Here is a 12641-nt window from a genome sequence, read left to right on the forward strand (position 1 = left end):
CTGGGTGAGATCGGACCCGGCCGACGGCGGTGTTGGCCGGGCCCGATCAGATTCACACGGGCGGTGACCGTGCGCATGTCGATCAGTCACGGAGCGTGGCGCGCTGCTGTTCGTCGGCGGCGCCACCCGCTCCGACCAGGCCTTTTCCGACGCCGGACAGCCGGTCGCCGAACCGCCGCATCTCCCGCTGCCCGACCGTGCCGATGAGCCCGGGGAGGTAGCCGCGCACGCCCTGCATGCCGCGCAGCCACCACTGCCCGTAGACGTGCGTCCGGCGCCGTTCGATGCCCTCGACCAGCCGGTCGACCGCCGGGCCCAGCGGGTACGTCTTGTTCGACGGCCAGGGCAGCCGCTGCCGCAGCTCCCGCATCACGTCGTCCTGGTCGGCGCCGCGCACCATGTCGGTGTCGGTCCAGGAGAGGTAGCCGACGCCGACCTTCACGCCCCGGTGCCCGACCTCGGCGCGCAGGGCGTGCGCGTAGGCCTCCACGCCCGACTTGGAGGCGCAGTACGCGGACATCATCGGGGCGGGCGTGAGCGCGGCCAGCGACGCGATCTGGAGCAGGTAGCCGCGGGTCTCCAGGAGCGCCGGCAGGAAGGCGCGGCCGGTCACCGCCGAGCCGATCAGGTTGACCTCGACGACCCGCCGCCAGGAGACCGGGTCGGAGTCGACGAACGGGCCGCCGGTGGCGACACCGGCGTTGGCGACGACGATGTCGACGCGGCCGAACCGTTCCTTCACCTCAGCGGCGACCCGGGCCATCACCTCGTGGTCGGTGACGTCGGCGTGCCAGATCTCGCTCTCCCCGTGCAGCCGGCCGGCGACCTGCTTCAGCCCGTCCGGCTCCAGCCCGACCAGCGCCACCCGCACGCCGCGCACGGACAGCTTGCGGGCCAGCAGTTCCCCGACGCCGCGCGCCGCTCCGGTGACGACGGCGACCCGTCCCTCCAGGCTCACCCTGTTCATGCGCTCTCCTCGGCAGCTACGGGTATGTGGGTCTCGGCGAGTGTGCGTATCTTCGCGGTGATGAGGTCCGGGGCCTCCAGGGGCGTCATGTGACCGACCCCGGGCAGTTCGGTGAGGCCGACGGGGCGGGGCAGCGCGGCGGCCAGCTCGCGTGCGTGCACCGGCGGGGTCAGTCGGTCGGCGGTGCCGACGACCACCTCGGCCGGCACCGTCAACTCCCGTATGCCGTGCTCCAGGTCGAGCCGGTCCAGCACCCGGGACCAGGCGTGCCGCACTCCGCGCGGGCAGGCGTGCACGATCCGGGCGCACGCCTCGACCATGTCCGGCGCCGAACCCGGGCCCATCGTCCCGTACTTGAGGACGCGCCGGGCGGCGGGCGTGACCGGTCCGAGCGGCGCGCGGGAGCCGAGGACGCGCCGGGTCAGCCAGGTCCGTACCGGCCCCGCCGGCAGCGGCAGCACCGTGGAGGAGGCGACCAGCCGCGCCGCGCCCGTGCTGCACAGCAGGACGGCGGCCACGTGCTCGCGCACCGCGGGGCGGGCGCCGGCGGCCAGGACGGTCATCCCGCCCATGGAGTGCCCGGCGACGACGGCCCGTTCGCCGGGGGCGAGGGTGGCGTGCAGTACGGCTTCGAGGTCGTCGGCGAGGGCCTCGGTGGTGCAGGCGGGGCTCGCCGGGCTGCGGCCGTGCCCGCGCTGGTCGTAGGCGATGACCCGGTGGCCGTCGGCGGCCAGGGCCCGTATCTGCGCGGCCCAGAAGGCGGTCGAGCAGGTCCAGCCGTGGGCGAGGACGACGGCGGGGGCTCCCTGGGGCCCGCCGTGCACCTCTACGTGCAGCCGGGCGCCGTCGGCGGACACGGCGGTCAGCTCACGGACGGGGACGGGCGGCGCGTACGGGCCGGAGGCGACGGCGGACATCCGGCTCACGCGCCCACCTCCGCGCTCCGCCCGGCCGGTGCCTGGCTCGCGGCCGGCCGCAGGACGTCGTACTCCGCGAGGTCCACGCGCCGGGTCGCGCGCCGGAACTCGGTGGTCGTACCGGGCCAGATGGTGGTGTTGCGGCCGCTGGCGTCCAGGTACCAGCTCGTGCAGCCGCCGGTGTTCCACACCGTCCGCTCCATCCGCTCCTGCACCCGCCGGTTCCAGGCGTCGACGGCGGCGGGCCGGGCGTCGAGGGCGGCCCGCCCGCCCAGCACGCGCAACTGCCGCAGATAGTCGGCGAGGTAGTTCAGCTGGGACTCGATCATGAGGATCATGGACGTGTTCGCGAGGCCGGTGTTGGGCCCGATGACCGTGAGGAAGTTCGGGAACCCGGCCGCCGAGGCGCCGCGCAGCGCCTCCATGCCGCTCTTCCAGCTCTGGGCGAGGGTGTGCCCGTCCGCGCCGACGACGCGCTCCGCGATCGGCATGTCGGTGACGTGGAAACCGGTCCCGAAGATGATGACGTCGGCCTCGGTCTCGGTGCCGTCGGCGGCGACGAGGGTGGAGCCGCGCACCTCGCTCAGTCCGCTCGCGACGACGTCCGTGTTGGGCCGGGCGAGCGCCGGATAGTAGTCGTTGGAGAGCAGGATGCGCTTGCAGCCGATGCGGTAGTCGGGGGTCAGCTTGGCGCGCAGGGCCGGGTCCTTGACGGCGCGGGCGATGTTGCGCTTGGCGAGGAGTTCGACGAACCCGAGTTCCTCGGGGTGCTTGGTGAACGCCTGCACCTGGAGTTCCCGGATGCCCCACAGCAGGCCCCGGCGCAGCCGCGTGGTGACGGGGACCGTCCGGTGCAGGAAGCGCTCGGCGCCGCTGATCGGCCGGTCCATGCGGGGCATGACCCAGGCGGGGGTGCGCTGGAACAGCGTCAGCCGGGCGGCCTTGGGCTGGACGGCGGGCACGAACTGGATGGCGGAGGCGCCGGTGCCGACGACGGCGACGCGCTTGCCCGTGAGGTCGTGGTCGTGGTCCCAGCGCGCGGAGTGGAAGACCGTGCCGGGGAAGGAGTCCAGCCCCGGGATGTCCGGGATCTTCGGGTCGGACAGCGGTCCGGTGGCGGAGACGACGACGTCGGCGGTGAGGCGCCCGCTCGCCGTCTCGATCTCCCACCGCAGCTCCCGCGCGTCCCAGGTCATCCGCCGCACCTCCGAGTGGAGGCGCAGGTGCGGGCGCAGCCCGAAGGTGTCGGCGACGTGCTCCAGGTAGGCGCGGATGTGGCGCTGCCCGGAGAAGGTGCGCGGCCACTCCGGATTGGGCGCGAAGGAGAACGAGTACAGGTGTGACGGCACGTCGCACGCGCACCCCGGATAACTGTTGTCCCGCCAGGTCCCGCCGACCTCGCCCGCCCGTTCCAGAATCACGAAGTCCGTGATCCCCTCCCGGCGCAGCCGCACGGCGGCACCCAGCCCGCCGAACCCGGACCCGACCACCGCGACCCGTACATGCTCGTGCTCGGTCATCCCGACGCCTCCACGCACCGCCGTAGACTCTGCCAGTGAACACTGGCGCAATGGGGAGCGTAGAACAGCGTCCTACCAATGGGTAGGGGTCGGGGAAAAGAAAGTTACCGGCGGTACGCCGTAAGGTCGGGGCGTGACGGACAAGCGCGAGTACCGCATGGAGGAGCTGGCCCGGCTGGCCGGCATCACGGTGCGCACCCTGCGCTTCTACCGCGAACGCAAACTGCTCCCGCCGCCCCGCCGCGAGGGCCGCATCGCCTGGTACGACGACCACCACCTGGCCCGCCTGCGCACCATCTCGGCGCTCCTGGACCGCGGTCACACCCTCAACGGCATCGCGGAACTGGCCGACGCCTTCGACCACGGCCGCGACGTCGGCGACCTGCTCGGCCTCGGCGAGCCCACCGAGGAGACCCCGGTCCGCCTCACCCCCGAGGAACTCGCCGACCGCTTCCAGGGCCAGGACACCCCGGAGAACCTCGCCGCCGCGATGGACCTCGGCTACCTGGGCACCGACGGCGACGAGATCGTCCACATAAGCCGGAGCCTGCTGGACGCGTCCACCGCCCTGGTCCGCGAGGGCGTCCCGCTCGCCGAGGTCCTGGCCGCCGGCCGCCGCGTCCGCACCCACGCCGAGGCCCTGGCCGGCCTCTTCACCGACCTGGTCCTGCGCCACGCGACCGAGGCCGACCTGCCCCGGCTACGGCCGCTGGCGCGCAGCGTGGTGGAGGCGGAACTGTCGCTGGCACTGGACCGGCGGCTGCGGAAGGGGGAAGGGGAAGGGCAAGGGGCGTAGGCGGGGGCGGGGGCCCGGGGCCCTCCGCTGACGGACGTCGACGTGGCGGGAGCCGTCGGCGCACACCAGCGCTCGCGGCTCACCCCGGGCGCAGCCCACACACACCACCGCCACCCCGCGACCGCTCTCGCGCCTCTCGCGCGGTTCAGGCGTCGAAACGGCCGCGTGCGCTCTCGATGTGGCCGAGGTGCTGGTGGGTCCAGCCGCAGATGGCGTCGACCGCGGCGAGCAGGCCCCGGCCCGGCTCGGTGAGGGTGTACTCGACCCGCGGCGGCACAGTGGGGTACACCTTCCGGTCGACCAGGCCGTTGCGCTCCAGCATGCGCAGGTTCTGGGTGAGCATCTTGTGGCTGACGCCCTCGACCTCGTTCCGCAACTCGCTGAAGCGCAGGGTGCGCTCGCCGAGTGCCTCGATGATCAGGAGCGCCCACTTGTTGGCGACGTCCGAGAAGATCTCCCGGGCCAGGGAGTCCGCGCGCCGCAGATCGGCGTCCTCGGGCAGGCCCGTGAGCAGTCGCTTGGTCACCATGAGGTTCCTCAGTCACCGAAAAGTGCGTTCTTCCAGGTCGACCCTGACTCTCTTACAGTTCCCGAGTAACCACAAGAGAGCAGCCGGGAAAGGGCGAGAACCGTGGCCACCATGGATGTCTTCCAGTACGACGTGCCGGCCGAGAGCGAGTTCGGCTACGCGCAGGCGATCAGGTCCGGCGAGCTGATCCACGTCTCCGGGCAGCTCGCGTTCGACGAGGCGGGCGAATTCCGTCACGCGGACGACTTCGCCGCCCAGCTCGCGCGGACCCACGTCAACCTGGACCGGGTCCTGGACCACTACGGCGCCACCCGGAACCAGGTCGTGTCGCAGACCGTGTACGTGGTGGACCTGCGGCGCAACGCCGCGGCGGCGGCCCAGGGCAACCGCGGGTACTTCGGCGACCACCGCCCGGCCAGCACGGTCCTGGGCGTCACCGAACTGACCATGCCCGGCCAGCTCGTCGAGATCAGCTGCGTCGTCGACACGAGGATGCCCGCTTGAGGGCTCGCATCCGTCCCGCGTCAAGAGGCGGTCGGCCCGAACCCGCTGGTGGCGCTCCCGCGCGCCGTCCGGCTAGGGCCGCTCGTAGACCACCGTCACCGGCGCGTGGTCCGACCACCGCTCCTCGTGACGGGCGGCCCGCTCGACGAAGCCCTTGACGGCACAGGCGGCCAGCCCGGGGGTGGACACGTGGTAGTCGATGCGCCATCCCGCATCGTTGTCGAAGGCCCGCCCCCGGTACGACCACCACGAGTACGGCCCCTCGCCCTCCGGGTGCAGCGCCCGTACGACGTCGACGTACCCGCCCTCGCCCGGGTCGAGCACTCGCCCCAGCCACTCCCGCTCCTCGGGCAGGAACCCGGAGTTCTTCCGGTTGGCGCGCCAGTTCTTGAGGTCGGCCTCCTGGTGGGCGATGTTCCAGTCACCGCAGACGACGACCTCCCGCCCGTCGGCGGCGGCCCGCTCGCGCAGCTCCTTGAGGTAGGCGAGGAACTCGCCCATGAACCGGACCTTCTCGTCCTGCCGCTCGGTGCCCACCTCGCCGGAAGGGAGGTAGAGGGAGGCGACCGTCACACCGGGCAGGTCGGCCTCCACGTACCGCCCGCTGCCGTCGAACTCCGACGACCCGAAACCGACCCGCACCCGGTCGGGCTCACGGCGCGTGTAGAGGGAGACCCCGGCCCGCCCCTTGGCCGCGGCGGGCGCGTGCGTGACGTACCACCCCTCGGGCTCCCGGACGCCCTCGGGCAGCTGCTGCGGCTCGGCCCGCACCTCCTGGAGGCACAGCACATCGGCGGAGGTGGCGGCGAGCCACTCGACGAAGCCCTTCTTGGCGGCGGCACGGAGACCGTTGACGTTGACGGTGGTGACGGTGAGCATTCGGGAAGGGTACCGGGCGGGGCTTTCCAGAGACATTGGCTCACATACTGTGACCAAAGGGTTTCAGCATGTGTATTCCGCGTGGTCGATGCCACGTTCCCACACCGTCTCGAACGCGTCGGAGCACAGCTTGACCACGCCAGGGTCCTCGCTGAACTCCTTGGGCGGGTCAGCCCAGTCACCGTCCCCGGTGAAGAGGTTGAACTGAATCAGGCGACCGTCCAGCAGCCAGAAGTCCGCTCCCGGCAGAGCCACGTCCAGGGCCCGCCGACGGGGCAGCCAGCGCACCAGCTCACCCGCCTCGATATTCAACGAGGTGGCGGCGTGCTCCCACCGGATGTAGTCCGTCACGGGTTCGGAAACGATCCGGGCCCGACGCATCACCACGCCACGACCAACCGCCTCCCGCACGATCCCCAGCCACTCGGGCCACCACCGCGCCGTCGGGTCGAGATCGACGCGACCGGTACGTCTGAACTGCTCGAATTCCTCGGCCTCGGCTCCGACGCCGTACGCGTCACGCATCTCCAGGTGCACCGCGCTGCGGCGCGTACCGGCCAGCAGCTCAGCGAAGCTCGGCACACCGTTCTGCGACATCCTGCGCCTCTCTCTTCCGTCATGTCCGGGAGTCCACAGATCGCCGGGCTCGGGCGATCACACCCTGCGCGTCCGTCCCGTACACCGCGGACTCCCGAAGCGTGTTCCAGACACGCAGGTACGTGGCCACCGCGTCGGAGTCGTCCAGCCACAGCTCCGCGTGCCAGTCCTCCGCGATGACCAGTTCCTCGTCCAGTACCCAGAACCCGTTCGCGGCGGGAACCCGCAACGATGCTGAAAGGGGGATGATCCCCAGCTCAACGGTGTCCATTCCGACCGTCCCTGTCAGCCGGTCCAACTGAGCCCTGAGCACGGACGGCGGGCAGACCAACGCGTGCAGCGCGGCCTCCCACACCAGCGTGTGAAGTCGCCGGCCGCCACGGTAGAGCCACGCCTGCCGCTCCAGCCGGGCACGGACCGCGTCGTCGGCGTCCCGCGCCGTCCCGAACAGGTCGGCGTACCGCAGGAAGATGTGCCGGGCGTAGTCGGCGGTCTGAAGCATGCCGGGGACCACGGACTCTTCCCAGGCGTGGATGGTGTGCGCCCTGTCGACGGCGGCATTCCACGTGTCCTGGACGGGGCGGTGGCCCGCGGCGAGCTGGCGACGCCACGAGCGGATGTGGGACTCGAAGCCCTTGAGGCGTACGTCGAGTTCGGCGAAGGTGTCGGGTCGGCCGACGGCCTGCGCCCACAACCGCAGATCGTCGCTGGTCGCGGTCTGCCGGCCGCCTTCCAGTTTGTAGACCTTGGAGTGCGGCCAACCGATCCGCCGGGCAAGCTGTGTGCCGGTCAGCCGACCACCAACGGCCGAGAGACGCAACTCCCGCAGCCGCATGCCGAGTGCCTCCCGGGCCCGCTGGTAGTCCGTACTCACCGCTGTCCGGTCAGCCTCTCGTCCCCAGTCGCGCCGCGAAGACGTCGTACGGCGCGGACGCGTGGACCGCGGCGTCGCGGACCTGGCAGTAGCGCAGCACTTCGGCGGGCTCGGTCACGATCTCCGCATCGCGGAAGACATCCTGGTCGTCGAAGCGGAGGATGGCGACGAGCCGGCTGTCGAAGATCCAGAAGTCTTCCGCAGGCAGGCGAACCCGTTCGGCGTCTTCCCGCCACAGGTTGCGCGCGTCCTCACCCGTGGCGGCATTGCACCGCGCGTAGGAGAGCAGGAACAGCTGACCCTCGGTCGGTGGCCGGTCGACGATCCGGGCGCGTCCGACGTATTTCCCGGCCGCCGTCTGCCGCGTGATGTTCCGGCACCAGTCGCTGTCCAGGTCCATCGGCGCCGTGCCGGTGCGCAGGAACTCCGCGTAGGCCGGGTCTTCTCGGTCCGACGCGTAACCGGAACGGGTTTCGAGATGCCACGCCGAGTGCTCGAAGTGGTGGAAGAGACGACCGAACTCCTCCAAGTCGATGATCTCCGGCACGCGATACACCTCCTTCGGCCCGTGATGCACGAGCAACTCCCGTGGTACGGCCACCGCAACATCGCCCTCACCGAGGTAGCGGAGCTGGGCCACGTCCTCGGGATCGGTGACCGGCCGCCCCTGGACGATGATTTCACCGCTGTCCAGGTCCTCATGCACGGCCGGGCACCCGCCGTTCTTGCTGTCCGTCCCGTGGAACCTCAGTCGCCGCGCCATGAACCCGCTCCCTCCATCGCTGACACCTGCTGCGAACAGCCTTCACGACTCGGCGCGCCTGGTTCCACGGGGCATGCCAGTCCCCATGAGACCACTCGAGAACAGTCGGACAGTCTGCGAGAACAAACGAGAACATCTCATGGCGTCCCGCAGGATCACGGCCATAGCGTCCTGGACATGGAAACCGCATCGCAGTCGCACCAGTCGCAGTACATCGATCCTTTCGCGGCCGTGGAATCCTTGAGGGCGGCACTCGACGAGGTCGGCATCGTTCTGCCGTCACTCGCCGTCGACCCGGCTTCCCCGGCCCTTCGCCTCATCGACCTCGGCCGGGTCCGAGCCGACGTGGCTCTGCGCCTCGCGGACTCCCTCGGCGGCGGACAGGCGAGTACGCACCATCCAGTGAGCAACGCCTGAAACAAGTGCGGATCCTGGAATCGATCAGGTCGGCCAGCTGCATGTAGGGAGGCGGCCGGACTCGTGGTCGAGACTCACGGCTCGGGTCGGTCCGCAGACGGATCGTCGACGACGAACGACCCCTTGCCCCGCACCGTCACGATCAGCCCCCGCTTGCCGAGCAGCTGAAGAGCGGCCCGGGCCGTCGGGCGCGACACCGCGAACTCCTCACAGATGGCGGCCTCGGAGGGGACTCTGCGACGGGGTGCGTACGTCCCGTCCGAGATGCGGGCGGCGAGTATCGCGGCGATCTGCTCGTACAGGGGCTCAGGTCCTTCGAGATCCACGGTCATATAACGACCCTATTTGCCCTGTAACGATGCCTCTTGTCATACACGTACAGGTGACAACACATGACAACACCTAACAGGCCAACCTACGCTCCTTCTACGCGAAGACCCCGGCGAGGTTGTGGGACCTCCCGGGGCACGGCCACCAGCTACTGAGGAGCTGACGACATGCGCATTATCCACGCGCTGCTGAACGCACTGCTGCCCGCGACGGGCCAAAGGCGAGCCGGAACGACAACCGCACCCATCACCCCCTGCCCCCTCGCGCGGCAGCGCGCCCGCATGCGCCACCACCGGGGCGCCGCCCTCCCCGGAGGCGGCCTGTGAACGCCGGCACTCCGCCCGAGCCGGGCCAGTCCCGCATGACCATCACCACCTACCGCGTCACCCGGGAAGGACACCGGTCCAGCGGGACCACGACCCGCGTCTACGCCGCCGCCGGTACCCCTTACTCGATCCCCGACTCCCTGACCTGGCCGCCCTGCCGCTGCCACCTCTGCCGGAGCCGCGGGGCGCGGTAACCCCGTGAGGCACACTGGACGACGTCCCGCACCCACCCGCATACACACCCGGCAGGAAAAATGGAGATACGCCCCGTCCCCTTCGACCACCCCGACGCCGTGAAGCTCAACGACGAGGTCCAGGCCGAGTACGCCCTCCGCTACGGCGACGACGGCGACGCCACCTACCTGGAGCCCTCGCACTTCGCGCCGCCGAACGGCCTCTACCTCATCGCGTACGACGAGGGCGACGTGCCGGTGGCGACGGGCGGCTGGCGTTCCCAGGAGGCCAACGAGGAGAACTACCGGGACGGGGACGCCGAGCTGAAGCGGATGTTCGTGATCGAGCAGATGCGCGGGCGGGGGCTGGCCCGCCGCATCCTGGCCGCGCTGGAGGCGGACGCCCGCGCGGCGGGCCGCACGCGGATGGTGCTGGAGACCGGGACCAAGCAGCCGGAGGCCGTGGTGCTGTACCTCTCCAGCGGGTACGAGCGGTGCGAGAGCTTCGGCTACTACCGCTTCCACGAGGAGAGCCTCTGCTACGCCAAGGCCCTGTAGATCCGAGGCCGCCGATTGCATCTGGGTAACTCATCAAGTCAGTTACTTGCACTTGATGTTAAGAAGTGGACTCCCTAGCGTTCTCGGCATGAACCTCACCGTCCTCGCGGCCTCCGGCCGCACCGGCATCGCCCTCACCCGGCAGGCACTGCGACGTGGTCACACGGTGACCGCCATCGCGCGCGACCCCCGCCGCATCCCCCTGCCCGACACCCCCGCACTGCGCAGGGTGACGGGAGACGTGCACGACGCGGCGAGCATCGCCGCCGTCGTGGACGGGGATTCCGTGGTCCTGTCCGCCCTCGGCACGGACCGGGCCGGGACCCTCCTGACCGGCGCCCGGGCCGTCGTCGCCGCCGGCCCACGGCGCGTCATCTGGCTCGGCGCCTACGGCACCGGCCGGTCGGCCGCGGCGGCGGGAGCGGGCGCGGGCATGCTCGCCGGGGTGCTGGGCGACCGGCTCCCGGACAAGGTCGAGGCCGACGACACCGTGCTCGCGGCCGGCGGCACCGTCTTCCACGCCGGGATGCTCACCGACGGTCCGGAGAGCCCCCGCCGGCGCACGGTCGGCCTGGACGCCGCGCCGCCCTTCGACCTCGGTGCGAAGGTCAGCCGGGAAACCGTCGCCGCGGCGATGCTCGACGAGGCCGAGGAGCCCGGCTTCCCCGGCGCCGTGGCCCTGCCGTTGGCCGCGTAGTCAGCCGGCGGTGATCTCCTCGAACGACGCCCGGACCTGTTCGCGCAGCCAGCGGTGGGCGGGGTCGGAGTCGTAGCGCTGGTGCCAGTTGCAGTTGACCGTCGCCGCCGGGAACGCGATCGGCAGCGGCCGGGCGAGGAGCCCGAACGCCTCGACGAGCGGCCGGCCCAGCACCTCCGTGCAGGTGACCAGCGCGTCGCCGCGGGCGGCGATCCGCAGCGCCGTGGACAAGGTCGCCACCGCCGCGACCACCTGGCGCCGCAGGCCCTCGGCGGCCAGCGCGTCGTCGACCGGCGCGGTGAGCCGGCCCCGCCGGGAGACCACGACGTGCGGCTGGGCGGCGTAGGCGGCCAGGTCGAGGCCGTCGGCGCACGGGTGGTCCGCGCGCATCGCCACGACCAGCCGGTCGTCGCCGAGCGGCTCGGAGCGGAACTCGGGCAGGGCGGGCTCGCCGCCGCCGAGTTCCAGGTCGACCCGGCCGTGTCTGAGGTCGTCGGTGTCGACCGGCCCTTCCGACAGCACCCGCAACCGCACCCCGGAGGCCCGCTGCCGGACCCTGCCGACCAGGACCGGTACCAGTGACGCGGCCACCGCGTCGTGACACCTGATCGTGAACGTGCGGTCCAGTTCGGCCAGGTTCAGCTCCCGGACCGGCGAGAGCACCGCACGGGCCTGCCCGACCAGCCGGTGCACGTCCTCCCGCACCGACACCGCGTACGGGGTGGGCGTCATCGAGTGCCCGGTGCGCACCAGGATGTCGTCCCCGGTGACGGCCCGGAGCCGGCCGAGGGTGCGGCTGACCGCCGGGGAGGACAGGTTCAGCCGCTCGGCCGCGCCCATCACACTGCCCTCTTCGAGCAGGGCGTCCAGCACGGTCAGCAGATTCAAGTCCACGTGCATAGAAGCACACCGTAACAACAGACAGATCCACTTCGGTCGATTCCCAGGAGCCTCCCATGAGCCCGAACCCGAGCCCGAACCCGAGCCCGAACCAGGACCCGAACCCGAGCCCGAACCAGGACCCGCTGGCCGCCGCCACCGTCGCCGCCGTCCGCCGCGCCGGCGCCCGGATGATGACGCGCTGGTCCACCGGGTCCCGCCCGCCCGGACTCCCCGAACTGCTCACGAGCCTCAAGGCCAACGACGCCGCCGTGGCCGACACGCTGCGCCCGGCGCTGGCCGAGGCGCTGCCGGGCGCCGGCTGGCTCGACGACGAGCACGGATCGGGACCGCTGCCCTCGGGCGAGTGGTGGCTCGTCGACCCGGTCGGGGGCAACGTCAACGCCGTGCACGGCATGCCCGACTGGAACATCGGCGTGAGCCTCGTCCGGGACGGGCGCCCGGTGCTGGCGGTGGTCCACTTCCCGGTCCTCGACGAGACGTTCACCGCGACCGAGGGCGGCGGGGCGTTCCTCAACGGTGTACGGCTGCGGGTCTCCGGGAAGACGTCGCTGGACGGCGCGCTGGCCGGAACGGGCCAGGCCAAGCCGGGTCACGACCCCGAGCCGGCCCGGCGGACGGGCGCCGCGTTCGCCGCGATGTCGGACTCCGCCCTCCATGTGCGCGTCTCCGTACCGGTGACCCAGCAGCTCGCCCAGGTCGCCGCGGGCCGGATGGACCTGCACTGGCAGTTCGACAACGTCCGGTCCCACGTGGCGGGTGTGCTGCTGGTCCAGGAGGCCGGCGGCGTCGTGACCGACCTCGACGGCAAGCCCTGGGAAGCGGCGAGCGAGAACTACCTCGCCGCCGCGCCGGGCCTGCACGCCGCCGCGCTGGAGATCCTGACCGCCTGAG

At 71.6% G+C, this 12641-nt stretch carries 18 protein-coding genes; 8 read left to right on the top strand and 10 right to left on the bottom strand.

Annotation, left to right across the window (positions count from 1 at the left end):
* Window positions 1-82: 82 nt before the first annotated feature.
* The 3 genes from ACIQR3_RS10940 to ACIQR3_RS10950 are packed head-to-tail and all read right to left on the bottom strand — an operon-like array spanning window position 83 to window position 3404.
* On the bottom strand, window positions 83-967 hold the full coding sequence (locus ACIQR3_RS10940; RefSeq protein ID WP_403537163.1) for an SDR family oxidoreductase: 885 nt from the start codon (window positions 965-967) through the stop codon (window positions 83-85).
* On the bottom strand, window positions 964-1893 hold the full coding sequence (locus ACIQR3_RS10945) for an alpha/beta fold hydrolase (RefSeq protein WP_403537166.1): 930 nt from the start codon (window positions 1891-1893) through the stop codon (window positions 964-966). Before ACIQR3_RS10945 ends, ACIQR3_RS10940 begins: the two co-directional genes overlap by 4 nt.
* Entirely contained in the window at window positions 1890-3404 is a 1515-nt protein-coding gene (locus tag ACIQR3_RS10950; protein WP_403537168.1) for a flavin-containing monooxygenase, read from the bottom strand. Before ACIQR3_RS10950 ends, ACIQR3_RS10945 begins: the two co-directional genes overlap by 4 nt.
* A gap of 133 nt (window positions 3405-3537) precedes the next feature.
* Between ACIQR3_RS10950 and ACIQR3_RS10955 the strand changes: the two genes are divergently transcribed.
* The gene (locus ACIQR3_RS10955; RefSeq protein ID WP_403537170.1) at window positions 3538-4200 is read left to right on the top strand and encodes a MerR family transcriptional regulator; all 663 of its coding nucleotides are present in this window, start codon (window positions 3538-3540) and stop codon (window positions 4198-4200) included.
* A 145-nt stretch (window positions 4201-4345) separates the two neighbouring features.
* Here the strand turns inward: ACIQR3_RS10955 and ACIQR3_RS10960 are convergent, their stop codons facing one another.
* Window positions 4346-4729, bottom strand: a complete 384-nt coding sequence (locus tag ACIQR3_RS10960) for a winged helix-turn-helix transcriptional regulator (RefSeq protein ID WP_403537172.1) — start codon at window positions 4727-4729, stop codon at window positions 4346-4348.
* Window positions 4730-4831: 102 nt separating this feature from the next.
* Here ACIQR3_RS10960 and ACIQR3_RS10965 point away from each other — a divergent pair, with 102 nt between their 5' ends.
* Window positions 4832-5233 carry a RidA family protein gene (locus tag ACIQR3_RS10965; RefSeq protein WP_403537174.1) on the top strand — a complete coding sequence of 134 codons (402 nt, stop codon included), beginning with the start codon at window positions 4832-4834 and terminating at the stop codon, window positions 5231-5233.
* A 72-nt stretch (window positions 5234-5305) separates the two neighbouring features.
* On the opposite strand, the gene ACIQR3_RS10970 is transcribed toward ACIQR3_RS10965, so the two are convergent.
* From ACIQR3_RS10970 to ACIQR3_RS10985, 4 genes are all read right to left on the bottom strand, one after another.
* Window positions 5306-6112, bottom strand: coding sequence for an exodeoxyribonuclease III (locus tag ACIQR3_RS10970; protein ID WP_403537176.1), 807 nt, complete (start codon window positions 6110-6112; stop codon window positions 5306-5308).
* A gap of 63 nt (window positions 6113-6175) precedes the next feature.
* Window positions 6176-6709 (bottom strand): DUF6879 family protein, encoded by a 534-nt coding sequence (locus ACIQR3_RS10975; protein WP_403537178.1) that lies wholly within the window; start codon window positions 6707-6709, stop codon window positions 6176-6178.
* A 19-nt stretch (window positions 6710-6728) separates the two neighbouring features.
* Window positions 6729-7583 carry a helix-turn-helix domain-containing protein gene (locus tag ACIQR3_RS10980; protein WP_403537181.1) on the bottom strand — a complete coding sequence of 285 codons (855 nt, stop codon included), beginning with the start codon at window positions 7581-7583 and terminating at the stop codon, window positions 6729-6731.
* A gap of 10 nt (window positions 7584-7593) precedes the next feature.
* A complete protein-coding gene (locus ACIQR3_RS10985; protein WP_403537184.1) occupies window positions 7594-8346 on the bottom strand; it encodes a DUF6879 family protein in 753 nt (250 codons plus the stop codon).
* A 177-nt stretch (window positions 8347-8523) separates the two neighbouring features.
* On the opposite strand from ACIQR3_RS10985, the gene ACIQR3_RS10990 reads away from it, so the two are divergent.
* Entirely contained in the window at window positions 8524-8763 is a 240-nt protein-coding gene (locus tag ACIQR3_RS10990) for a hypothetical protein (RefSeq protein ID WP_403537186.1), read from the top strand.
* Between the two features lie 74 nt (window positions 8764-8837).
* Here ACIQR3_RS10990 and ACIQR3_RS10995 read toward each other — a convergent pair whose 3' ends face one another.
* Window positions 8838-9095 carry a GntR family transcriptional regulator gene (locus ACIQR3_RS10995; RefSeq protein ID WP_403537189.1) on the bottom strand — a complete coding sequence of 86 codons (258 nt, stop codon included), beginning with the start codon at window positions 9093-9095 and terminating at the stop codon, window positions 8838-8840.
* Between the two features lie 165 nt (window positions 9096-9260).
* Here ACIQR3_RS10995 and ACIQR3_RS11000 point away from each other — a divergent pair, with 165 nt between their 5' ends.
* From ACIQR3_RS11000 to ACIQR3_RS11015, 4 genes are all read left to right on the top strand, one after another.
* Window positions 9261-9419: a hypothetical protein gene (locus ACIQR3_RS11000; RefSeq protein WP_403537192.1), complete on the top strand. Its 159-nt coding sequence runs from the start codon at window positions 9261-9263 to the stop codon at window positions 9417-9419.
* Window positions 9416-9613 (top strand): hypothetical protein, encoded by a 198-nt coding sequence (locus ACIQR3_RS11005; RefSeq protein ID WP_403537195.1) that lies wholly within the window; start codon window positions 9416-9418, stop codon window positions 9611-9613. The genes ACIQR3_RS11000 and ACIQR3_RS11005 overlap by 4 nt, the downstream gene beginning before the upstream one ends.
* 60 nt (window positions 9614-9673) lie before the next feature.
* Window positions 9674-10150 (top strand): GNAT family N-acetyltransferase, encoded by a 477-nt coding sequence (locus tag ACIQR3_RS11010; protein ID WP_403537197.1) that lies wholly within the window; start codon window positions 9674-9676, stop codon window positions 10148-10150.
* 88 nt (window positions 10151-10238) lie between these two features.
* Complete coding sequence (locus ACIQR3_RS11015) at window positions 10239-10847, top strand: NAD(P)-dependent oxidoreductase (RefSeq protein WP_403537200.1); 609 nt, start codon at window positions 10239-10241, stop codon at window positions 10845-10847.
* Here the strand turns inward: ACIQR3_RS11015 and ACIQR3_RS11020 are convergent, their stop codons facing one another.
* Window positions 10848-11747 carry a LysR substrate-binding domain-containing protein gene (locus tag ACIQR3_RS11020; RefSeq protein WP_403537203.1) on the bottom strand — a complete coding sequence of 300 codons (900 nt, stop codon included), beginning with the start codon at window positions 11745-11747 and terminating at the stop codon, window positions 10848-10850.
* 56 nt (window positions 11748-11803) lie between these two features.
* On the opposite strand from ACIQR3_RS11020, the gene ACIQR3_RS11025 reads away from it, so the two are divergent.
* Window positions 11804-12640 (top strand): inositol monophosphatase family protein, encoded by an 837-nt coding sequence (locus tag ACIQR3_RS11025; protein ID WP_403537206.1) that lies wholly within the window; start codon window positions 11804-11806, stop codon window positions 12638-12640.
* Window position 12641: the final 1 nt, after the last annotated feature.

Source organism: Streptomyces sp. NPDC090994 (assembly GCF_044768905.1).
In the GTDB taxonomy this organism is placed as follows: Bacteria; Actinomycetota; Actinomycetes; order Streptomycetales; family Streptomycetaceae; genus Streptomyces.